General features: G+C 41.3%; 20 protein-coding genes. 5 read left to right on the top strand and 15 right to left on the bottom strand.

What is annotated here, in order from left to right; all coding sequences use genetic code 11:
* The first annotated feature begins 40 nt into the window (after positions 1 to 40).
* The gene (locus tag JI723_RS13055; RefSeq protein WP_337979433.1) at positions 41 to 289 is read left to right on the top strand and encodes a SymE family type I addiction module toxin; all 249 of its coding nucleotides are present in this window, start codon (positions 41 to 43) and stop codon (positions 287 to 289) included.
* A gap of 56 nt (positions 290 to 345) precedes the next feature.
* Here JI723_RS13055 and JI723_RS13050 read toward each other — a convergent pair whose 3' ends face one another.
* Positions 346 to 807 (bottom strand): hypothetical protein, encoded by a 462-nt coding sequence (locus JI723_RS13050; RefSeq protein ID WP_337979432.1) that lies wholly within the window; start codon positions 805 to 807, stop codon positions 346 to 348.
* Positions 807 to 1,604 carry an RHS repeat domain-containing protein gene (locus JI723_RS13045; RefSeq protein ID WP_337979431.1) on the bottom strand — a complete coding sequence of 266 codons (798 nt, stop codon included), beginning with the start codon at positions 1,602 to 1,604 and terminating at the stop codon, positions 807 to 809. Before JI723_RS13045 ends, JI723_RS13050 begins: the two co-directional genes overlap by 1 nt.
* Before the next feature lie 197 nt (positions 1,605 to 1,801).
* On the opposite strand from JI723_RS13045, the gene JI723_RS13040 reads away from it, so the two are divergent.
* The gene (locus JI723_RS13040) at positions 1,802 to 2,128 is read left to right on the top strand and encodes a SymE family type I addiction module toxin (protein ID WP_337979430.1); all 327 of its coding nucleotides are present in this window, start codon (positions 1,802 to 1,804) and stop codon (positions 2,126 to 2,128) included.
* A 66-nt stretch (positions 2,129 to 2,194) separates the two neighbouring features.
* Here the strand turns inward: JI723_RS13040 and JI723_RS13035 are convergent, their stop codons facing one another.
* Both JI723_RS13035 and JI723_RS13030 read right to left on the bottom strand, forming a co-directional pair.
* A complete protein-coding gene (locus tag JI723_RS13035; protein WP_070929582.1) occupies positions 2,195 to 2,521 on the bottom strand; it encodes a DUF7716 domain-containing protein in 327 nt (108 codons plus the stop codon).
* A 13-nt stretch (positions 2,522 to 2,534) separates the two neighbouring features.
* A complete protein-coding gene (locus JI723_RS13030; protein ID WP_337979429.1) occupies positions 2,535 to 4,418 on the bottom strand; it encodes an RHS repeat-associated core domain-containing protein in 1,884 nt (627 codons plus the stop codon).
* A gap of 115 nt (positions 4,419 to 4,533) precedes the next feature.
* On the opposite strand from JI723_RS13030, the gene JI723_RS13025 reads away from it, so the two are divergent.
* Positions 4,534 to 4,716 (top strand): SymE family type I addiction module toxin, encoded by a 183-nt coding sequence (locus tag JI723_RS13025; protein WP_337979428.1) that lies wholly within the window; start codon positions 4,534 to 4,536, stop codon positions 4,714 to 4,716.
* A gap of 131 nt (positions 4,717 to 4,847) precedes the next feature.
* Here JI723_RS13025 and JI723_RS13020 read toward each other — a convergent pair whose 3' ends face one another.
* The 6 genes from JI723_RS13020 to JI723_RS12995 all read right to left on the bottom strand — a co-directional run bounded on the left by JI723_RS13020 (position 4,848) and on the right by JI723_RS12995 (position 14,278).
* The gene (locus JI723_RS13020) at positions 4,848 to 5,333 is read right to left on the bottom strand and encodes a pentapeptide repeat-containing protein (protein WP_318710341.1); all 486 of its coding nucleotides are present in this window, start codon (positions 5,331 to 5,333) and stop codon (positions 4,848 to 4,850) included.
* Entirely contained in the window at positions 5,334 to 10,076 is a 4,743-nt protein-coding gene (locus tag JI723_RS13015; RefSeq protein WP_337979427.1) for an RHS repeat-associated core domain-containing protein, read from the bottom strand.
* A 9-nt stretch (positions 10,077 to 10,085) separates the two neighbouring features.
* On the bottom strand, positions 10,086 to 10,442 hold the full coding sequence (locus tag JI723_RS13010) for a DUF4150 domain-containing protein (RefSeq protein ID WP_140181577.1): 357 nt from the start codon (positions 10,440 to 10,442) through the stop codon (positions 10,086 to 10,088).
* Entirely contained in the window at positions 10,435 to 11,646 is a 1,212-nt protein-coding gene (locus tag JI723_RS13005; protein ID WP_272579568.1) for a DUF2169 family type VI secretion system accessory protein, read from the bottom strand. Before JI723_RS13005 ends, JI723_RS13010 begins: the two co-directional genes overlap by 8 nt.
* 9 nt (positions 11,647 to 11,655) lie before the next feature.
* On the bottom strand, positions 11,656 to 13,677 hold the full coding sequence (locus JI723_RS13000) for a type VI secretion system Vgr family protein (RefSeq protein WP_319068603.1): 2,022 nt from the start codon (positions 13,675 to 13,677) through the stop codon (positions 11,656 to 11,658).
* Between the two features lie 82 nt (positions 13,678 to 13,759).
* Complete coding sequence (locus JI723_RS12995) at positions 13,760 to 14,278, bottom strand: Hcp family type VI secretion system effector (RefSeq protein WP_070926003.1); 519 nt, start codon at positions 14,276 to 14,278, stop codon at positions 13,760 to 13,762.
* 1,324 nt (positions 14,279 to 15,602) lie between these two features.
* Here JI723_RS12995 and JI723_RS12990 point away from each other — a divergent pair.
* Both JI723_RS12990 and JI723_RS12985 read left to right on the top strand, forming a co-directional pair.
* Positions 15,603 to 15,911: a phage holin family protein gene (locus tag JI723_RS12990; protein ID WP_070926006.1), complete on the top strand. Its 309-nt coding sequence runs from the start codon at positions 15,603 to 15,605 to the stop codon at positions 15,909 to 15,911.
* Positions 15,901 to 16,320, top strand: a complete 420-nt coding sequence (locus JI723_RS12985) for a structural protein (protein ID WP_272579570.1) — start codon at positions 15,901 to 15,903, stop codon at positions 16,318 to 16,320. The genes JI723_RS12990 and JI723_RS12985 overlap by 11 nt, the downstream gene beginning before the upstream one ends.
* A gap of 253 nt (positions 16,321 to 16,573) precedes the next feature.
* On the opposite strand, the gene JI723_RS12980 is transcribed toward JI723_RS12985, so the two are convergent.
* The 5 genes from JI723_RS12980 to JI723_RS12960 all read right to left on the bottom strand — a co-directional run bounded on the left by JI723_RS12980 (position 16,574) and on the right by JI723_RS12960 (position 21,744).
* Positions 16,574 to 17,011, bottom strand: coding sequence for a type II toxin-antitoxin system HicB family antitoxin (locus JI723_RS12980; protein ID WP_140181585.1), 438 nt, complete (start codon positions 17,009 to 17,011; stop codon positions 16,574 to 16,576).
* A 69-nt stretch (positions 17,012 to 17,080) separates the two neighbouring features.
* On the bottom strand, positions 17,081 to 18,064 hold the full coding sequence (locus tag JI723_RS12975) for a Csu type fimbrial protein (protein WP_272579571.1): 984 nt from the start codon (positions 18,062 to 18,064) through the stop codon (positions 17,081 to 17,083).
* A 61-nt stretch (positions 18,065 to 18,125) separates the two neighbouring features.
* The gene (locus tag JI723_RS12970; protein WP_337979426.1) at positions 18,126 to 20,498 is read right to left on the bottom strand and encodes a fimbria/pilus outer membrane usher protein; all 2,373 of its coding nucleotides are present in this window, start codon (positions 20,496 to 20,498) and stop codon (positions 18,126 to 18,128) included.
* Positions 20,470 to 21,186 carry a fimbrial biogenesis chaperone gene (locus JI723_RS12965; protein WP_272579573.1) on the bottom strand — a complete coding sequence of 239 codons (717 nt, stop codon included), beginning with the start codon at positions 21,184 to 21,186 and terminating at the stop codon, positions 20,470 to 20,472. Before JI723_RS12965 ends, JI723_RS12970 begins: the two co-directional genes overlap by 29 nt.
* Positions 21,187 to 21,219: 33 nt before the next feature.
* A complete protein-coding gene (locus JI723_RS12960) occupies positions 21,220 to 21,744 on the bottom strand; it encodes a Csu type fimbrial protein (protein WP_404826953.1) in 525 nt (174 codons plus the stop codon).
* Between the last annotated feature and the right edge of the window lie 627 nt (positions 21,745 to 22,371).

The following is a 22,371-nucleotide window of genomic DNA, read 5'->3' as shown; positions in this document are numbered from 1 at the left end:
CAGAACAAATAAAGCCCCGAAAACAGAGCGTTATTACACGGTGGGTTATGCCCCGAACGGCAACAAAGCCGCCCCACCGCCCGCAATACACCTAAAAGGGCACTGGTTGAAAGACGCAGGTTTTGAGACAGGCTTCACCTTCACCGTCAAAATCTTAAACGGCTGTTTGGTGTTGATCGCCGATAGCGAAGACATCCGAGCGATTAAGCAACAAAACCAACAGCAGCAAGCGCAGTTGAGTGAGATCAAGTTGCGCTTGTGTGAGTTGGTAGAAATAAATAACGGTTAAAGAATAACTATCGGTTCATTATATTAGGAAGACAGAAGGGTATTCTGACTTCCTTTTTAATCAATTAGACTTTTTAAAAATATTAATTCATCATCAGTTAAAGGGCGATATTCCGTGTGTAGATCAGTATGACATATAAATAGGTCATCAGGAGTCAATGCTGCATATACTCCACCTGACATTTCATTTGGATCAAAAAGCTCTGGTGGTTCAGAGAAATATCCATCTAATCCACACCAACTAATTTTAGCGTTATATTTTATAAAATAAGATAATGTATCTTCCGTTACTTTTTTCCATTCTTCCGGTGGAGTTGAAAATTTTACATCCCAGAGCCAAATAACCCAGTCATCGCCAAATAGTTTGTGTTTCTTACTTTCTGTCTTTTCAGGCCATAAAAATGTAGGAAACTCCGGGGAAATATAATCAAGGCTCTTGCTGAAAAGGTAAAAAGTTTGTCCATCTACGTCACCAAAGGTACTATTCCAATAGATACCTAAAACTTCTCTTGTTAGCATTATCGGATCCCCCATTTAGCCATTTGTTGAGCATCGGGAACTATTGAAGTAGCAATTAATCCTTTATTAGGACCTTCTTTATAAACCATGAACGCAACTGTTTTCCCATTCGCAACCCCAGTAAAACCAGTTACTGCATTTCCATCTCTTAGAACATGCTCAAATGTATGAACAGGGTTTTCTAAAATATCCACACCCATTTCTTTGAATTTAACAGCTGTATTTTTATTCCAATTTGGAAGAACACCTTCATCAATTAAATGACGAGCTGCATGTTGAACACGCTTAGGGTTTGAAAAAGCACTTTCTGCAGTACCTTTTTCAAAGGTGAGAGGACAACACGCCAGCCCCAGCGGATCAATAAACCCCGTCGGATTATGCACATACCCATACGGATTAAAACCACCTAGCAGCCCTATGGGATCGGGTGAAATATACTGTCCGCTGTCCTTATCATAATAGCGAAAGCGGTTGTAATACAAGCCCGTTTCGTTATCTTCGAATTGTCCGGCAAAGCGAAAATGGCAATCAATATAGTTGGGGTCGTTTTCAGCACGGCCTTCACGGGACTCCCAAAAGGCCAGTTGCCCCCATGTGTTGAGCCGTCCTGCCCAGCTTGCGACACCGTTTTCAATAAACATCTCCCGCGGAGTGCCTTGGTGGTCAGTAACCACATAATGCAATTTTCCGCGCTGGTAACGTGCAGCAGGGGTTATCGCCCCCGGTTGGTATACCCACTGTATACCGGCATCGTAAGCGATAGTGCCATCGGCGTAGACGGGGGTCTCTTCGACCATTTGGTCGCCAGACCACAGATAGTGCCATGCGGTGATACGTTGCTTTGACAGCGGAAAGGCGGGGCTTTCATTGATTTTTAGAATATCAACGACTTTGGTTTTCGATAGCCGTCGACCAAAAGCATCGTAGGTATAACGCCAGACATCGCCACTGGGGGCAAAGCAGCGAATAAGTTGGTTTTGGGTATAACAAGGAGTTGACTATAGCTAAGGCGCGTTCTAAGTTAGGCAGCAGTACAAATAAAGCCCCAAAAACAGAGCGTTATTACACGGTGGGCTATGTTCCAAACGGCAGCAAAGCCGCTCCACCGCCCGCAATACACTTAACAGGACATTGGTTGAAGGAAGCGGGTTTTGAGACTGGCTTCACGTTTACTGTGAAAATATTAAACGGCTGTTTAGTATTAATCCCCGACAGCGAAGACACCCGAGCGATTAAGCAACAAAATCAACAACAGCAAGCGCAGCTCAGTGCCATCAAACACACCATGCGCGAGCTAATGGCGGAGTATATTAGCGGCTAAAGGGTAAACTGAGCGGCTCTTAACAACAGTAAGCCTGAAAATTTGGCTTACTGTTTATGAGGGCGGTTATTTTGAAAAGTCAATAAAAGCATCATTTTTCACATAAAAAACAAATGCTTCAAATAAATGATGAATCGTATAATGTGAAAGTTGTAATTTTGCATTTTCTACAACTTCTTCGATTGAACCATTATCGAGCGCTTCAATCCAACCATCTTCTGTTGCTTGCTTTGGTATATATTCCGTAGAATCAGGAGGATAATAATACGAATCCTCAGAAAAAATGCCTAGAGTATCCAAGTTCCACTCATCAATATTTGGAGGTAAATAAAAACCACCATCAGGATTATTTTCAGTGTTAGATAATACTTCTTTTATAGAAATTAACTCCATCTTTTTTCCTTAATTAATAATCATCATTTAATTTTTTAAATCCACCTTCTTGGTTTGGATGTAAAGAATTTTGCACTGGACCAGGAGCTTGATGCTGAGGTCGTACGGTTAATTCTATTTTAGTTGGATCTTGTGCATTGTGATGCCACGTATGATTAGGTGGGCTAGATCCTTTAAATCCACCTCTAGGACCTGGCTGAACATGAGCAACAACCTCAGGTGGTAATTTACTTGCTAATTGAGGATCTTTCTTGATTGCATTATAAAGCTGCTCGTTAGCATACCTAAAATGAGCTGTTCTCGACGATTTATAAAGGCTAGGCGGTAGTTCAATTTGTTGCCAAACACTATAATTAGGGCTTTCTAGCGGTCGGCCAGATTTATCTAGTTTTGAAGTACCACTCAACCCAAACGGATCTATCCAACCTACCGGATCATGCACATACCCATACGGATTCAACCCTCCCAGCAGACCGATGGGATCGGGTGAAATATACTGTCCGCTGTCTTTATCATAATAGCGAAAGCGGTTGTAATACAAGCCCGTTTCGTTATCTTCGAATTGTCCGGCAAAGCGAAAATGGCAATCAATATAGTTGGGGTCGTTTTCAGCACGGCCTTCACGGGACTCCCAAAAGGCCAGTTGCCCCCATGTGTTGAGCCGTCCTGCCCAGCTGGCGACACCGTTTTCAGTAAACATCTCCCGCGGAGTGCCTTGGTGGTCAGTAACCACATAATGCAATTTCCCGCGCTGATAACGTGCAGCAGGGGTTATCGCCCCCGGTTGGTATACCCACTGTATACCGGCATCGTAAGCGATAGTGCCATCGGCGTAGACGGGGGTCTCTTCGACCATTTGGTCACCAGACCACAGATAGTGCCATGCGGTGATACGTTGCTTTGACAGCGGAAAGGCGGGGCTTTCATTGATTTTTAGAATATCAACGACTTTGGTTTTCGACAGCCGTCGACCAAAAGCATCGTAGGTATAACGCCAGACATCGCCACTGGGGGTAAAGCAGCGAATAAGTTGGTTTTGGGTATTCCACTGGTAGCGCCATTCTTGTGGACGATAACCGTGTTGATACACCATTTTGCGTTCGAGTCGGCCGTTGGCATCGTAGAAATAATTTTTATGGCCTTTGGGGAAGTTACGACGAATAACTCGGCCCGCTTGCTGCTCTTGCGCCAGTTGAATAATCGCCGTATGCGCATCTTCCGGCAGGGTGGTGTGCTCAGTGAGGTTTAAGTTTGCATCATACTGAAAACGCTCATACTGGCTACGTCGTTCAGAGCTGTATTGGGCTTCAGTGATTTGGTCGTTGGTGTTGTAGTGATATTGGGTACGTTGCCAACGTGCATCTTCGATGGCCACCACATTGTGGGCACGGTTGTAGTGAAAATCACGATGTACATCAGAACACATCGGCGGTTGATGTGGGTTATCGTACAACGACCACAAAAAGTTATCCGAGCCACGACCCGCGCGTTGGTGTGCCAGCAAGCCAGCGGCATTGTAGTGGCTGGAGTTGACAAAGCCGACGTCACTGCGACGCAGGTATTCTTGACCGACGGCGTTATAACTGAACTCTAACGGTCGATGCTGATTGACCTGAAGTTGGGTCAGTTCCCCCTGTTGCCCAAAGGCGTAATGGAGTTCTCGTTCACCAAAGCGTGTTTGGGTGAGGGCCTGTGTGGCTTCATCCCATTGATGGTGTACTTCACGGCCATTAATACGCTCGCAAGTTAATTGACCGTGGGCATCGTACTCGAACTCGACGACGGAATCGGGGTTAGTGGCTTTAATCAGTCGTAAATGGGTATCGTATTCATAGGTGGTCGTGGATAAACATTGAGGATTGATACCATTATCAAGCCACTCACTTTGTTCAATCACCACCCCGAAGAGTTGGCACTCCAGTTTCAGACCATCAGTTTGATAGAGTCTGAGCAGCAGGCAGTGATTAAGCAGCAGAACAAATAAAGCCCCGAAAACAGAGCGTTATTACACGGTGGGTTATGCCCCGAACGGCAGCAAAGCCGCCCCACCGCCCGCAATACACCTAAAAGGGCACTGGTTAAAAGAGGCCGGTTTTGAGACAGGTTTCACCTTTACCGTCAAAATCTTAAACGGGTGTTTGGTGTTGATACCTGATAGCGAAGACACCCGAGCGATAAAACAGCAAAACCAATAACAAGTGCAACTCAGAGCCATCAAACACACCATGCGCGAGCTGATGGCGGAGTATGTTAGTGGCTAAAGAGTAAACTGAACGGCTCTTAATAATAGTCTAACTAGAGGATAATTTTTCTAGTTAGATATTATTTAATCAACATATTTAGCTCCGGCTTTTAAAGGTGAGAATCCCTCAGGCCATATTGTATTTTTATCGAAGATTGCGTTGGTAAAAGTTGCATCCATAATTCTACTAGCATTCATATTAGCCCCTTTTAAATTTGCATTATTCATATTCACAGCAAATAAATCCGCGTTTTTTAAATTAGCGCCCTCTAAATTAGCGTCCTGAAAAAATGCACCGCTGAGTTTAGAGTTTACTAATTTACAATTAATTAATGATGCACCTAAGAAGTTAGTATTCATCAATAATGAGCTAGTAAAATTGGTATTATTTAATATACAATATGCAAAATTAGCACTACGTAAATTAGCTTGCTCGAAAGATGCATGTTGTAAGGATAATCCTTCAAAAATTGCCGTATGCAATAATTCCCCAGAGAAATCATAGCCATCTAAGGTATCACTATCTATTTCTTTAATTTCATCGGTAGATTCAAAATGGAGATTTATCATTTAATAGTTCCCCCAGTCAAAAGCATCTACCTTTGTTTCAGACATTGGCTTGATACGTGCCGCTTGGCTAGGAGATAATGTTCCAGGCACTGTTTCAGGGATTTTTCCTACAATTTTGCCAGCCACATAGCGATGGTTACCTTCAACGATAACATTACCATCAACTTTTATTGGTGGAGCTACATCACCTTTTAATAGTCGGTCAACATAACGTTGAATAGCTGGTAAGGATACAGAGCCTTGGACGGTTTGCATCGTATCTCCTTTCAGTGCACCTTGAATAATGTCAGAGGTAACATCTGCACCTTTTGTTATTAGAGGGCAACACATCAACCCCAGCGGGTCAATATACCCCACCGGATTATGCACATACCCATACGGATTAAAACCTCCCAGCAATCCGATGGGATCGGGTGAAATATACTGTCCGCTGTCCTTATCATAATAGCGAAAGCGGTTGTAATACAAGCCCGTTTCGTTATCTTCGAATTGTCCGGCAAAGCGAAAATGGCAATCAATATAGTTGGGGTCGTTTTCAGCACGGCCTTCACGGGACTCCCAAAAGGCCAGTTGCCCCCATGTGTTGAGCCGTCCTGCCCAGCTGGCGACACCGTTTTCAGTAAACATCTCCCGCGGAGTGCCTTGGTGGTCAGTAACCACATAATGTAATTTTCCGCGCTGATAACGTGCAGCAGGGGTTATCGCCCCCGGTTGGTATACCCACTGTATACCGGCATCGTAAGCGATAGTGCCATCGGCGTAGACGGGGGTCTCTTCAACCATTTGGTCGCCAGACCACAGATAGTGCCATGCGGTGATACGTTGCTTTGACAGCGGAAAGGCGGGGCTTTCATTGATTTTTAGAATATCAACGACTTTGGTTTTCGACAGCCGTCGACCAAAAGCATCGTAGGTATAACGCCAGACATCGCCACTGGGGGTAAAGCAGCGAATAAGTTGGTTTTGGGTATTCCATTGGTAGCGCCATTCTTGTGGACGATAACCATGTTGATACACCATTTTGCGTTCGAGTCGGCCGTTGGCATCGTAGAAATAATTTTTATGGCCTTTGGGGAAGTTACGACGAATAACTCGGCCCGCTTGCTGCTCTTGCGCCAGTTGAATAATCGCCGTATGCGCATCTTCCGGCAGGGTGGTGTGCTCAGTGAGGTTTAAGTTTGCATCATACTGAAAACGCTCATACTGGCTACGTCGTTCAGAGCTGTATTGGGTTTCAGTGATTTGGTCGTTGGCGTTGTAGTGATATTGGGTACGTTGCCAACGTGCATCTTCGATGGCCACCACATTGTGGGCACGGTTGTAGTGAAAATCACGATGTACATCAGAACACATCGGCGGTTGATGTGGGTTATCGTACAACGACCACAAAAAGTTATCCGAGCCACGACCCGCGCGTTGGTGTGCCAGCAAGCCAGCGGCATTGTAGTGGCTGGAGTTGACAAAGCCGACGTCACTGCGACGCAGGTATTCTTGACCGACGGCGTTATAACTGAACTCTAACGGTCGATGTTGATTGACCTGAAGTTGGGTCAGTTCCCCCAGTTGCCCAAAGGCGTAATGGAGTTCTCGTTCACCAAAGCGTGTTTGGGTGAGGGCCTGTGTGGCTTCATCCCATTGATGGTGTACTTCACGGCCATTAATACGCTCGCAAGTTAATTGACCGTGGGCATCGTACTCGAACTCGACGACGGAATCGGGGTTAGTGGCTTTAATCAGTCGTAAATGGGTATCGTATTCATAGGTGGTCGTGGATAAACATTGATGATTGAGACCATCATCAAGCCACTCACTTTGTTCAATCACCACACCGGAAGGGGCATAGTGCCAACGCAGTTCATGTTTATCAGGGTAACGTGTGGCAATGCGACGGCCTAAACGGTCATAACGATATTCGAGTACGCGTCCGGCAAAATCGGTTTCACGAATGATTTGCCCTGCGGCATCGCGCTCATAGGTGTAGGTCTCGCCCAATGCATTGATGACTTTTTTGAGGCGTGTTAATGCGTCATATTCAAAATGGATTGCGGTGCCATCGGGGCGTATCATGGACGTTAACAGGTCAAAGGGGCCGTAACGATAACGGGTAGTGCGTGCTTCACCGTCAGTGACCGCCACCACACGGCGTTCGCTGTCGTATTCGATCTGTTGTTGTACACCATCAGGAAGCAAGATGTTGCTAACGCTGCCATTGACCCCTGCATGATTTGGGTCATAACGGTATTGCGTGGTGTGTTTAAGAGCATCGGTATAGGCTTGTAAGCGCCCGAGTTCATCAAACTGATATTCCGTACTCTGTTGATAGGGATTGGTGCTTTTAATCAGTTGATGTGCGGCATTGTATTGGTATTGCCATTGTGCGCCGTTCGGAGCAATGGATTTTAGCAGTTCACCGTGCTTACTGTATTCGTAGGTCTGCACCAAACTTTGCGGCGTAGTGACCGTGGTTAGATTGCCTCGAACATCATAATCCAGTTGCCAAACATCACCGGTGGGCGCGATATAGCGTGTGAGTTGCCCATTCTCATTGTACTCATAACCGACTTTCCGGTTATCGGGCAGGTAAATTTGCGCAATCAAACCATCAGGGTGATAGGTGTAATGTGTGGTTTCACCCATATCATTGGTTTCACTGATTTTTTGAAAATCACGCCACTGGGTACGGGTTTCTCGGCCTAAAGGGTCAAGAGTACGTACAATGAGTTGGTCTTCATTATAATAATAGCGAAAATGCCCGCCTTCTCCGTCGACATAGGTGTTAATGAGCAACGTATCATCATAGAAGAAACGGTCGCACCAATAGCCACTGTCAGAGTGAGTTTGTATGACGCGGCCTTGGTTATCATAATCAATGCTGAGGGCGGTTTGATCGGTATCGCGCCATGAAGTCATCCACCCTTGTGCGGTATAGGTGTGCCAGAGATGGTTTTGTTGAAATGCGTCACATTCACTCAAGTAGCCATGATGATCGTATTGGCAACTGACCAGCCGTTGGCTCTGCTGAGCATGCTCATAATCGATATGGGTTAATTGATGATGTTGATAATGCAATCGAATCAAAAAACCGTCATCACGTAGCAGGTAATCGAGCTGCTGTTCATCATTATAATGAAACCGTAATGCAACCCCTTGTAAGTTAGTGATTTTGGTTAAGCGCCGATGGGATGTGGGGGATAGTTCAAAATGGTAGATACGTTGTTGGCGATTATCTTGTATTTGTAATGTTGATTGCTTATGACCTAATAGCAAATAGTGGGGAGCGCGTAAGTTACGTGAACGCACTTCATCACTTGAGGCGGTAAAGGTGTATATGCTTCCTTCTGGATCTTGAAAGTCGATGGTTTCATCATGGATTTGCAGAGACATTGACCAGTTATCGGCCCATTTTAGCCCAAAGATGCCACGAGGAGATTGAGTTGAATAATAGGTTCGAGTCAGCTCAATAGGCAGTAGGCCGGGGATATTAATGACAGGCCAAGCTTGGATTAAATCGCCTTTGACAATATCAACGGGATCACCACAGGTGTTTTTAGTTGAGTTTGGATTATTTTCACCCTTGTCGGTTTTTTTAGTATCGGGTGATTCATCTTTAATTTTTGCAGGAGGAGTATCTGGTGTTTTTACTGTGTCAGGATTGGGCTTATCGACAGATTTTACCGTACCACCAGGAGACGGCTGAGTATTTTGTATAGTTACCGCTTCAGAATTGGGTTTATCGGCAGGTTTGACCATGTTACTGGGAGATTGAGGCTCATTTTTGATAGTATTACTGACGGCATTTTTTTTAGCTGCTTGTTTAGCTGAATTCTCAGTGACTTCTTTAACTATTTTTCGACTAGCACCTTTTATCATTCCGACTGGTGTCATTGATGCAATCAAGCTACCACCTTGCTCAGCTTCACTCAGGTTAAATCTTATTGGATCAGCAATTGAATAACCTAATTGTCCTTTAACGAGCTCGGCATGCTCATTTAGGTCATTTTTAAGTTCGTCACTAAATAGCCCTAAAACAGGTGCAAGAGCTTTACTTCCACCTATCTCAATCCCTTGTGCTAGTAAATATCCTAAATCAATGACATCAGGAACAATATTCCAAAAACCTTTTATTGCACCACTCGCACCTTCAATTGGAGAGTCGATGGCCGCATTAACTTGGCCACGCATTTGGTTTACATCGTTAAGAACCTCTTGTGCTTGCTCGTCTACCCATTCGGATATTGCTGCCGCTTCTTTTTTGGAGAATAAAGAAAGTGAGTGGCGTTCAACTATCTTTTTTTCTGCGGGATTTTCAGTTTTAACTACGGTATTTGCATTTTCAATGGACGCAGAAGACGGCTTCGCTTGGTGTGTGATTGCACCTTGCGTATTGCCGTTTGCCGAAATAGGGGAACTTTTTGCGGTTTCTTGTTCTCGGCTGCTTATAAGTCCACTATCAGGATCGCCTTTTTCATCCTCATTAAGTTCAGGTAAATTCAGTTGCGGGTTTTGTTGACGAAAAGCCTCATATTCTTCGGGTAAATAAACTCCTGTCGCAATAGTTTCATCGCTATTATCGAAAAATTGCATGTAAAATACGGGTTCCCCAGTGGGGTCATATACTGCGTCACTGTAGAGCTCCCAGTTCACCACCTTATCTTTGACTTGTTCGAAGGGAGGAAGTGGTGTAGCTGCGGGGCTTGGGCTAATGACAGCCATAGAATCGTGTTTAGCTTGGTTACTTGACATGGCGTTTCCCTATTTCCCATTCATCCAAAATTTATCGTCATGACGCAGTATCGGTTTTTTTCCGATCCGCACACTTTTTGAATGCTCCAAGGGATAGCATTTTCCACCCACCGTGCCACTTTTCACGCCATTGGCGACACCCGGTTCATCACCTAATGTGGTGGGAATGTAACTTTGATCGAACACTACTACTGGATGACCATTGGCTTTAACCGATGGCACCACGGCGGCCGCAGTTTCTAATTTCGCGATAACCGGATAAGGGATAGGGGGGGTTGATGATCCCATTGGCGTTTTACAAACATCAGGCGTTAAGCTTATGACCAACCATTCGCCTTGCTGGCGAGCTAAATAATTATCAGCCATGGTTCAATTCCTCCTGAGGTTCGGCAAAACGGACGAGCGGTGCATTAGGATCCATTTCAAAGCGTGCTTCACACACCCGTATCGGTAAATCAGCCTCAAACATTAAGCGGTAGGTTAACGATAACTGTAGTTTTTCGGTATCAATCAACAGAGTATCTAAATTAAGGTGTAGGGGGATAAAAAGACCATTTTGCATACGTAATAAAACAAAAGGGCGATGTCCCGGTAATGTTGTTTTAAGTTCACCCGTTGGTGTTAAGTTTTTGAGGGTGAGCGAAAAATCCGTTGCTGGATAATCAATTTGTTGGTCTGTAGGAGCGCAATTCCAATAACTAAAATCAAAATCATGAGGAAGATAAGGATGGCGCTGATCTAGCCACATATCATCATACGTCCCAGCTAATAAACGTCGAGGTAACCATGCACGACCAACCGCGCCGAAGCCTACGGCAGGTTCAGAGGGCCGTTTATTGTTGAGCTGTGATGTCATACATTCAGCCGTAATCGGATGGGTTAAAGATTCAATTTGTGGTGCCGGTAGCGAGGTAATGTTTTTGGATTGTTGATACCAAGGTGTGATGAAACCTAGCCCTAACGGATTATATTCATAGGTATTGTGTGCGATAGGTGCTAAATCTTTTTCAGGATGCTCACTACGTAAGGCTTCAGGAAATAAAGCCTCATCAGGTATAGGCTCTGCAAGTTTCTCATCTTGATAAATTTTGCATTCACCACCAAATGCATAACGATAATCAATCGGCAACTGTCGGATCGGTTTAGGGGGGGTGAGTTGCCATGTGTTTGAATCTTCATTGAAGACAAATTGACGTTCCCCAAAACAACGTAAGGACTTCTCAATTAATACGCGATTATCTCGATTGGTCATCAGAATGGATGCTACTATCGAGTCAGTCGGTATATCGTCAGATGCATAAGCCATACCGTTAATAATGACATCACAACGCGGTTTAAATGGAGCTAAGTCACTTTCAAGACGCACGGATGAGCTATTGGGCTGATTGACAAACTGATCTTGAAATTCAAGCTTTAAGTCAGTTAATACATGTGGTGTATATTCATTATTATTGCCGGTTGGTATCAATTTATAACCCACTTTCATCGCAATAACATGGTGCTCAATGTCATCGACATTGAGCATTTTATAATTCAATACTGAAAATGGTGTTAGATTGCGAAATTCCATTTCTGCCCCCTAGTTAATATCCACATCTTTACCTGTGATTTGCACATGCTCTGATGCTTCAAAATTAAACTTCACACCATTGATGGTCACACGGCCCGCACTGTCCATGCGCAATACGCTGGCCCCGCAGCGCAGTTCAATGACACTTCCCACATTAATTGATAGCTGATCACCAACATTGATCGTTTTCTTTTGCCCAACCGTTTCGGTATTATTTTGATCAATATTTTCAGTCCGATTACCTTTAACATGCATCGCTTGGTTATTATCAACCAATTCAGTATGGTCATGTAGAACATGGGTGGTGCGATCATGTAATACCTTGGTATTCATATCCTTTTGGGCATGAATAAACACTTCTTGCTTGCCGTTTTCATCCTCAAAACGCAGTTCGTTAAATCCTTCACCTTTATGGGTTTTGGTGCGAAACGTGGTGCGGGTTTTATTTGCTGGAAACTTTATGGGGGTCGCATTGCGCCCATCGTAAGTACATCCAGTGATGATTGGCCTATCAATATCCCCATTGAGATAAGACACCTGCACAATCGAATTTATGCGTGGCACCGCTGAAAAACCATAACCATTACCACTCCAACCCATGGCAACGCGTACCCAGCAAGAAGCGCCATGATCAGGTTTACCATAACGATCCCAATGAAAATGCACTTTTACTGCGCCATATTCATTCACATAGATTTCTTCGCCCGGAGGGCCGACAACTGTCGCTAATTCGTCACCATCCGCTGTCGGTTTGTAGCGATGTGGTGGACGCCATTCGGTACGATCAGGAATAAAGGAAACGCTATTACTGAATTGCGTGCCTTCGCCACCGCCATTGTCGGCGAGTGGTTGCACTCCATGATGCGTTACTGTAATCACTTGCCAGCGATCGTTCATGGGCTCATGGGGGTGGTTTTTTAAAGAGAAAATTTTACCCGGTCGTAAGGCAAAACAGTTTGTGGTGGCACTACCTTGCCGGCTCCCACTGCGTAGTTGTTCAAAACGTATCTTGGTCAGTGGCTCACCTTCGTCATCGAATTGAAAGCGACCATAACTTTCAAATACACTGTGTTGGCCACCATGCTCTAATTTGGCTTGATGACTAAGAGGGTAAGAAGGGCGAACATAGTTATTATCTTTTTGAATGGTTTCATCAACACACAAATATTCGCCATATTGCCACGTAGACACTGTGCTATCGGTAATATCTGTGTCTGCTTGTGGGTTATAGGTTAAATGAATTCCTGCGGTCATACCCATATGTTCATCACTATAGAACATTTGGTCTTCTTCAAACCAAAAATTAATTCCTTCTTCAAAGGCTAAACGGCACCAAAAATCATACGCAGATTCACGTTTCTGAGTTGTATAGGCTCGAACCGGATGCAGTGCTTCACGATAAAATATGCAGTCAGATTTAACATGCGCTTCATCTAACAAAGTTTTTAAAATGGTAGGGACGTTTTGGTCTTGAAAAATGCGACTATCTTGATTGAGGGTCATGATCCACATTTCAGGACGTATATCAAAGTGGTACCACGTTTTTACGCCATCAGTATTTCCCTGAACAGCACCTGCAAGAATACCTTTTACTGTGCGGACAATTTTACCGTCACGTTTAACCGTTAATGATGAGGCTTGGCCTAAACTTGCCTGAAAATCGAGTGTTGGCAGTAAGCTAACCGCGTTGATACTTAAACTAAAAAGGGAAGATAATCCTTCAGTTAAAGAAAAGTCTGTTACCTGTAAGGTGCCTGGCAGTATTCCACCAATTTCACAGGTGAATACCAATCCACTTGGCTCAGGGTTTAGCCCTAATGCACTGAGCAGAGCAGATTGGGCCACATCGGCCATTTCACTGTAAGATTCTAAACTAGAAGCGATTGACATAGCGGTTTGTGCTGCTGCAATCGCTTGGCGTGGGGAGGATGACATGTTAGACATCGCTAGATTTTTGGCTTGGTTAAAAGCTTCATCTTGAAAACCAGCCATAGGGTCAAATGCAGGGTTTTTAGGATCTTTTGCGAACATGGTGTAGTTCCGAGTGAACGGGGAATTTAGAATTCAAGGGGATCTAACAAAAACGAGCCTCGAAAGGCTCGTTAAGGCAAGATTACGCTTCGAGTGGTGCGCGCCAGTCGTCAGCACCTGATGTGCCTGCACTGGTGTGTTCCCAATCAATTTTACGATAAGCCAGTGAAACTTCGATCAGCTGCGTGAAATCCGCTTTAGCTGGATCTTGGCAGTGTGGCATTTGGCAATCGATGTTAACGATAGTGGCATCAGTCAGTGTGGTGGTAAAGAAGTGCTCTTGTTTACCTTCCACTGAAGTGCGGTACCATTTCAGTTCTACTTTTGGCAGCATTTCACCAGAAGCCAATGCGTTGTATAACAGTGGAACAGCTTTATTGAGAGCAACTGTAAAGCGGAATGGCTTATGTGCACGTTGACCTGAAGGCTGACCTGATTGTGGATCAGTAGGTACTGTCACAACGTGAGAAAACTCTTGAACTAACATTTGGTCTTCATGACCTTGTACATAGATGTTACCCACAGATTCAGGGGTAAATGCACCAGCAGTGATGTTGCCTTGGGTTTTGCCTTCAATAGAGATATAACATGGAGTTGGCATACTCATTCCTTTAGTTAAGTGACAAATGTCAGTGTTATTAATAGCGATATAATCATTGATTAATATCCAAAAAATCAGCCAATGCGTATGCTAATTTCGGTTAGTGCGGATAATATAGGTGAGGTAATGGGTTGTAAATAACTAGGAATAATCCTATCTCGGTAGGATAAGTGACTCAGCGTAAAAACATTGAAATATCGATATTTATCACTTTAATTTGTTTTAAATTGACTTTTGAACAGGATGAAATCCTGTAAATTTTATTCATCATTTGCGTTAAAAATGCTTAACTATCGAAAATATTAGAAAAAATCTATGTACATAGAGGTAAAAAACGTTCCAGAAAAATCCTAGAAAAATTATTTTTTAACCTGTTGTTTTATAAGATAATTGATTTTAACTCTTTAGGTGCTTATTGATGGGGGTTATTAGATAAATATTTTTAATATTTATTAGGCATAAATGCATTAATCTCAATATATAATTCTTTTTGTGATTCTATATGCTTATAAAACAATTGGTTATAATGCTATTTGTCTTGAGGTTTTTAACGCAATAAATGCGAAATGAATGTGATGTCAAAATGAGAAGTGTTATGGATTTGAGGCTAAGTGAACTATTTAGTGTGGTTGACTAGTAATAGTGAATATAAACTAAACGACTTATTTATTGTAAAAGGTTACTTAATAAGTGTAAGGCTTCTACTACATAAAGCTTAAATTTTTAATAATGATTTCTATTTCTTATGACTTACTTTTATCTTTAGTCTATTTTGCATTTTAGTGATCGTTTTAGTCGCTCTTATGCAAGTTAATTGCTTTGTTTTAAAAGAAATGCATGTTATGAAAAAATGTGGTGAGATAAATAGCATTTCACTATGTATACGCTATTTATCCAATTTATTTTTTAGAATAAAAAAGCCCCAGTGATTAACTGGGGTAAAAGGAAGAGTTGAAATACAAATAATGCATGATCTAAAAGGAGAGTCACCACCAATTAGGGCGCGCATTCTAATCATATTTGAGTCATCCGCCAAGAGAACTATTGTTACAACATACTGAAAAGATAGTACAAATATGAGCGTCGCTATAATATAGAGATGGTCTGTCGTTTGAATGTGATTTTTACAAAATGCTATGTGGCATTTTTTTCATTTTTGCTGCTTTACAATTTCATTACAGCACCTTAGTAAAGATTTAAACTTAACACATTAGAGGGGAATTGAGTGGTTACCTACTCAATATATTCACTTTAATAGAACCTACATTTTACGATCAACCACCTATAAGTACTATAAATTCAAGATTAGGGGAGGGAACGGAAAATGGCTTTCAAAGATCCTTTCAACTATTACTGGGCAAGAGAGATATTAATATTAGTTATGATCTTGCTTGGTTCGATAGCAAGCTATGCTTATAAAATGATTAATGGTGAAAAATTTAGTTTTTGGATGCTTATTTCTCAGATCCTTGTTTCCATTTTTGCAGGAGCATTTGTATACCTTGCAGCAATATATTATCAATGGTCTACGGAATATGCTGGAGGCGTTGCGGGTATTGCGGGATGGTCAGGTGCTGAATTCGTCAAGCTGATTGAAAAAAAACTAAGAAGGAAAATAGACGATGAAAAGTAAACAACCGCGAGGGATCCGTAATAATAACCCCGGTAATATTGATTATAATAAAAATAATCATTGGAAGGGGCAATTAATCTACGATCCTAGTATTGAGCCTCGGTTTTGTCGATTTGAAACGGTGGAATATGGGATCCGCGCATTAATATTGCTACTTCAAACATACCGAGGTCAATATGGATTAACAACAGTATCGCAAATTATTGGTCGATGGGCGCCAAGCAATGAAAATAATACCATAGCCTATATTCAAAGTGTTGCTGATACATTAGGGGTATCGCCGACAGAAAGAATTGATCTTAATAATAAGGCTATTGCTATTAATTTAGCCAAAGCGATTATTCAGCATGAAAATGGCCTACAGCCTTATGATACAGCAACTTTTGAAAAAGCATGGGAACTCTTATAGACGTCAATAATCAATCTTTATTTATAAACATTAGATTAATGTACGCCATTTGAGCTATTATTTTAATTTTATGAATTCATTTGCCCCTTATCATTAAAGCGATTTTACTGTGTATAGTTAAATCTACCTGCTATCTCTTATTTTTAAATGAAGAGTATAAATATAGCAGGATGGATAAATAGGGGCCTCCTATTAAAAATTAGTTCACAAAAAGTGTGACTATCAGTTAACGTAAGAGGCGATCTTACTGAGGTTAATTGCAACGTTGGTTAATTGTGAGGTTAATGTCATAACCTAATAAATAAAGGGCTTGCTCTAGAGCATCAACTTTAGAGGCATGTTCGATATCAAGTAATCTATCAATTTGTTGTGAATTTAAATTCAATTTGCGTGCTAGATCGGCTTTACGCGTATTAGTTTGGATAATGGCATTATGTAATGCAATTTTCAAACAACAGAGTATAGGTAAATGAACGGATAATGTTTCATGCTCAGCTGATCGAGAAGGTAATGGGATCGACTTTTTGGATGAAATAAAATCAGTAAGCCCTGTCATTAAGGTTTCTGTCGCTTCAAGCTCAATATCTTCTTCACAATAAGCCGTACCTTCGATATCAGGGAAATCTACAAATGAAATCTCATAGCAATCAGTTTCTTCATCGAACTCGACAGTAGCCAAATAGTTAAACATAATTTTTCCAATAGAGAGTTTAAAAGTACCATCTGGATGATCTTACTTAAACCTGAGCTGTTATCAATACTAATAGGTTACATTAATCGTGACGGTATCTTTATAGCTACCCGGTGTGAAATTGGCTGAAGGTACAGTGACATATACAGTATAAGACTTTGCGATCCCAGTACCAGTATCTGTAATCACATTGAGTAAGTCATTTCCCCACACAGAACCACTTGGATTAGAACTGAGTTGATAAGGAATTTGGTCTGTTGATGTTGTGCTTTTTAACACACCGGCACCTTGTAAATTATTGTTTGAAGGGGATAATCCGATAGTAAAAGGTGTCGTATTCGTGCATGTCACCGAAATAGCACTATTGCCATTTATATTGGTAGCCGAACTTTTTAGGCTACCTAAATTAATATCGCCATTGCTGGAGACAGTACACTGTTTATCTACGGTGGCCATTACAGTAAAAGGAAAAGTAGGCCCAACAACCGCTCCACAGGTAGTTGGTGTACTAAAAACGCCTAGATTGATGGTGCTGCTGGCAGTTAATGTTGTATAAGTATCTAAATAGCTTCCTGGTATGATACTAGATTGATTGACTGATAATTGGCCATACAAAGTGACTGAACCTGTTATGGGCGTTAGCACTTGAGATAAGCTGATACTAATCATAACGGGGGTGCTACCTGAGACATGTTGGCTTCCCCAAACGAGGCTATTACTGGGATTTTGATATATTTGATAGCTTAAAGGGCTGCCTAACCCTAAGGCTGACATTTGTCTAGATATGACTTGGCCTGAAATACTGGAAGCGCCTATATTTAAACAAAGTGTTGCTCCAGCTAATACATCTGTTATTCCTTTGGTACAACTATAATTAAATGTAAGAGATGTTATTGCGGTATTATTGGTGAGCGGCATGATTGTACCAAAATTTAAGGTGCTAACATTGCTAATAGAGCAAGTGAAAGCCGTACTATCATAGGGCGAGCCGAGCAATATAACGCTAACTAAAGTGTAAACAATTTGACGGTAACCTGTACGATAAGTTGACATAGTATTGACTCTTTCATTAAACGTGGTTTTGGATAAAAATTTTTATATACAATCGATTCGATTAATGACTACAGCGCAACGGGCCGATTTGTGGGATCAAATCTTTAGTTTTTGGATAGATTAATTTCAGATAGCACTGTCCTTTAGGGTAGGTAATTAACAGTTGATTAGTGTCATTGAGCATTTCGAAATAGGCCATTCCATCGAAGCCTACTGTAATTGGATTATTTGTTTGGCCATTTAATTGAATTTGACTGCCTTGGGGTAAGATTTCGCCATTTGGATCAGTAATAGTCACCAGAGCGGGGTGAGTTTTGATGACGTCAAATTTAACTAAGGTTCCGGCGCGATATTCAGGTACAACCTCAATACTTGTTTGTTTAACTTGAATATTGGCAGGTAAATTAGTGGAATCGAGAGCTACGATATTCTTTTGGTAACTATTAAGAGAAGGAATTAATAGCAAGCCATCATCATTGGTCACCCCAACAGTACTATTCTCTAATCGGATAGGGATATTGCTTAAACCATTAGCGGAAATAACAGCGAAACTATTCGTAATAGGCTTCGACGCAAAAATATGGTCATTCATTATCGCTAGTGTTCCACTTGCTCCTAGATAACGTGAATGGTTAGAGTTTATATTATTAAAACCGGCACTGACGTTGAATTTATTCGTTATATAATTGAGATCAACTTGGTTGTTATTTGCATTATCCTGCTTACTTGCCGTGATATTCCATCCTAGACCGCCTTCAGAGGGAGCCGTCCGATTAGTATTGATTTGATAACTTTTACTATCGGAGCTTTGCTGGCTTGAAATGCTGACACTTTGATTATTATTTAGCAGCATTGTAGCGGTTAAATAAAGAATACTTTCTTTATCATCATCAAGTTGCTTATTGACACTCGCACTCAGATATAAATTATCATTTATAGGTCTATACCAATTAAGGCCGACATAACGAATGGGATCGTCATGATGGGATTGAAGTGCAAAGTAAGATAAATTAAGGCTGCCTAGATATTCAGAATTATACCCAACAATTAGGTTACCGTTAAAGGCAAATGGCATAGACGAATAGCTTGCTGCAACATCTTGATATTGAGCTGAGGTGGATATTATTGAAGTGGCAAAGTTGAAGCGATTATTTGCCCAGCGGTAACCTACATAGTAAAGCCACCCTAAATGGTCTGTATTTGAGCTAAAAGCAATGGCTGATGATACCGTTCCCCCTCCTATTTGCGGGATCCAATGACTTTCTACACCGAGATTCACTAAATCTTCCATGAATTCAGCATGAGCACTCGCGGTGAGATGATTATTGACGCCATATCGTAATGTTGTGCTGGCAATAGGTTTATTGGCGTAATCAAAAGATTTTATCGCATAATTTTCTCGTACTACACCTAACTCTGCTGACCAATCAAACAAGTACTCACGGAGTAAAGATTGGTCATTATAAAAGGAAATATTTTGAACGGATTCTCTCCCTAAAGAGTCAGTTAAAATAATTTGAGCGTCTCCTTGACCATTTACATTTGGCAAACTATTTAATGTAAAGTTGCCTATCGGAACTTCACCGCTATAACGTTTAATGCCATCAATATAGAGCTCTACATTTGAAGGGAGTGTTGCTGAACCATAAAAGGCAGCCAAGGGAGCAGTCGGAATATAAGGTTGTAAAGAGTAGTCCGTACCGATCTGGATGCCTGCGATTCGAGTCGATCTTGACCAACTGAGTGATCGAGTTTGTGTATCTCCTACATTAACAACAAGATTGTGATCAGAAAAAGCAGAGCGCCAAAGAGTATCTAGCCGTATAGGGGATTGACTAAACGTATCATGGTCTAAGTTATGCTGTGTTTGCTGAGTTGAACTCAAAAGCCCATATTGGTTAAACAGGCGAAATTCTGAAAAGCTACGGAGTGAAGTCGTAATATTTTTTGTTGCGTATAAATCGTAATTGAGGAGTGCACCAGTAGATGAATTAGTTTGTACTTTGTCTGATGGGATTAAGTTAATGGTAGTATCTTGAAGATCCAGCAAAGAGAGTGGCGCATCAATAGAGAGCGTTTGCTGGTTCGAATTATAATGATAATTTATTTCGGTAATATCATTTAAACAAATGAGATTTTCATTGTTAGAGGGAACTTTAAAGTGTAATTGTTTCAAAGTTGCTGCGCTTACCCAAACTTTTTCATCTTTATAACCAAAACGAGCAATACCAAAATGGGATTGATTGATTGTCACGTCAAGATACAGCTCTATACCCGGTAAGAGTGTGGTGTCAGTGATCATATTTTCAGACGATGTTGGATATAAGCGAGGTTCAGCCAGAGCGGATAAAGTGTAAAAAATAATAGATAGCAGGGCAAAGTCTACTAAATAGTGAGAGGGTGAGTTAGAGGGCGTAAATTTTTTGTTCACCATTAATTGTAGCTTCTAATTTATTGTTTTTTCCGGAACAAATTTCTATCGAACCTATTTTCCACTGCATTGAGGAATTAGCTAGTGCATACCCTAATAGGCCTTGGTTAATATTTGTTCGCTTCCCTTTACAATCAAGGATGTTAACAGCTGAAATTTGGGCATGTGTATTGCCCTTATTTTGAAGTGAAATCAGGTTGTTGGTGCTAGAAGATAGCTGCCATTCTAATAAAACGGTAGCAGGAGGCATATTTATAGGTTGTACAAAAATAGGTAATGAATAATGGAGAACAAACTGCAATTTGTTATTTTTTACGGAAGAGATTGGGATTTCATTGATTGATAGCCGGTACGATCTTTCCGTCTTTCCAGAAGCTAGGTTATTGCGAATGACTCTGACTAATTGTTGCTCATTTGGTGCCAGCTTTATCATGGGGGGACTGATAATAATGTCTTTTGTTGGTGCTAATTCGTCCTTAAAATTATTCTGACTCCAAAGAAATGTTCTTACTTGAGCCTGAATAGTCTCTTGTCCATTATTACTTAGCCATATTCCTGCTGAATTTTGCTGTGGACTAAACGTTAATGTTACAGGCGTAACTTGTAAACCGCTTGCACTGACCAGCTGGGGAAATAATAAGCTGGCAAGCAGGTTTACAGATGATAATAATAAAGAATATCGCCTAATCAAAATGATACCCTGATATATGCAAACTGTTTGTATTTAATAGTTAACGTTAACAGTGACGACATCTGAATAGGTATCAGGTGTAAAATTAGCATTAGCGACAACGGCATATACAGTAAAAGATTGGTCTGCTCCTGTTCCTGTACCTGATATACCATTACCTGGATCTGATGACGTGGCGGTATTCCCCCAGTTGGTACCTGTTGCTGAAGTCTGCTTCAGTTGATAGGGGATTTTATCGGTATTCGTTGAGGAATTACTTACAGAGGCTAAATTACCTGCTCCTGCATCAGTTCCACTGTTTGCTGCTGATGGTGACAGCCCAATATTAAAGGGAGTACTTTTTGAACAATTAACATTCAGAGTATTGCTAGATGACACATTTGTGGTACTGGAGCTAACTGAGCCTAAATTCATATCGGAGCCAACACTTACGTGGCACGAGCTAGTTATAGTCATTAAGACTTGAAACGTGGCTGTTGCTAAGCTGGCGGCATTGGTTGTTGATGACATAAGTGCTAAGCCAGTTAGAAACAGTGTTTTTTTAATTATTGTTTGCATAGACAACCTCATAAAGTGTGTTGATTTTAGTTATTTTACATATCGATGTAATATTCTAATTTATTAGTCATAAAATGATTAATTTCAATATTAAAATGGTTATTTTTTATGTTTTGAGTGCTGTTTTTGCTATGTAATACAGTTAAATCATTATAATCAAATCATTTTTTTGTTTTTGCTAGTAAGTGGATATGCTTCAAGGGAATGTTCTAAACGCAATCTTACTCCTGAATAAAATCAATCGATTGATTTTATATTAAGCTTAGATTTAATAGAAAGAAGGAAAAGAGGGCTATTTTGGTTTGGGAGCATAAAAGATTACGGCTATTGGTGAGTCAAGTTAGAAGGGATTGTGAATTAAATACGACGAAAGCGACTTGATAACATTAGAGTGAATAAATAGTAAGCTAATCTATATCAAATTAATTGGAAAACTTTCAGAAACTAAAAAAATTTTTGTGACATTAGTAACACTTTTGGAGTTAACTTTTTAGCTTAAAAATACAGCAAATTAAGGCATTACGATATCTTAGGTTTTGAAATGAAAATTTGAAATGAAAGGTGTTAATGGTTAGGTATTAATGTTGTTACCTAGAGGGTTTTGCTTACACTGGCCATTGTTAACAA

This window comes from Providencia manganoxydans (assembly GCF_016618195.1).
Lineage (GTDB): Bacteria > Pseudomonadota > Gammaproteobacteria > Enterobacterales > Enterobacteriaceae > Providencia > Providencia manganoxydans.
The sequence above is the reverse complement of the archived record's forward strand: the minus strand, read 5'-3'. Positions and strand labels throughout refer to the sequence as shown.

Bases quoted from the DNA above. Each gene is read 5' to 3' on its own strand.
- JI723_RS12995 (WP_070926003.1), bottom strand. From the start codon at position 14,278: ATGCCAACTCCATGTTATATCTCTATTGAAGGCAAAACCCAAGGCAAC.
- JI723_RS12975 (WP_272579571.1), bottom strand. From the start codon at position 18,064: ATGTCAACTTATCGTACAGGTTACCGTCAAATTGTTTACACTTTAGTT.
- JI723_RS12970 (WP_337979426.1), bottom strand. From the start codon at position 20,498: ATGGTGAACAAAAAATTTACGCCCTCTAACTCACCCTCTCACTATTTA.
- JI723_RS13035 (WP_070929582.1), bottom strand. From the start codon at position 2,521: ATGGAGTTAATTTCTATAAAAGAAGTATTATCTAACACTGAAAATAAT.
- JI723_RS13010 (WP_140181577.1), bottom strand. From the start codon at position 10,442: ATGGCTGATAATTATTTAGCTCGCCAGCAAGGCGAATGGTTGGTCATA.
- JI723_RS13020 (WP_318710341.1), bottom strand. From the start codon at position 5,333: ATGATAAATCTCCATTTTGAATCTACCGATGAAATTAAAGAAATAGAT.
- JI723_RS12980 (WP_140181585.1), bottom strand. From the start codon at position 17,011: ATGTTTAACTATTTGGCTACTGTCGAGTTCGATGAAGAAACTGATTGC.
- JI723_RS12960 (WP_404826953.1), bottom strand. From the start codon at position 21,744: ATGCAAACAATAATTAAAAAAACACTGTTTCTAACTGGCTTAGCACTT.
- JI723_RS12985 (WP_272579570.1), top strand. From the start codon at position 15,901: ATGAAAAGTAAACAACCGCGAGGGATCCGTAATAATAACCCCGGTAAT.
- JI723_RS13005 (WP_272579568.1), bottom strand. From the start codon at position 11,646: ATGGAATTTCGCAATCTAACACCATTTTCAGTATTGAATTATAAAATG.
- JI723_RS13015 (WP_337979427.1), bottom strand. From the start codon at position 10,076: ATGTCAAGTAACCAAGCTAAACACGATTCTATGGCTGTCATTAGCCCA.
- JI723_RS13045 (WP_337979431.1), bottom strand. From the start codon at position 1,604: ATGGTCGAAGAGACCCCCGTCTACGCCGATGGCACTATCGCTTACGAT.
- JI723_RS13050 (WP_337979432.1), bottom strand. From the start codon at position 807: ATGCTAACAAGAGAAGTTTTAGGTATCTATTGGAATAGTACCTTTGGT.
- JI723_RS13000 (WP_319068603.1), bottom strand. From the start codon at position 13,677: ATGTTCGCAAAAGATCCTAAAAACCCTGCATTTGACCCTATGGCTGGT.
- JI723_RS12990 (WP_070926006.1), top strand. From the start codon at position 15,603: ATGGCTTTCAAAGATCCTTTCAACTATTACTGGGCAAGAGAGATATTA.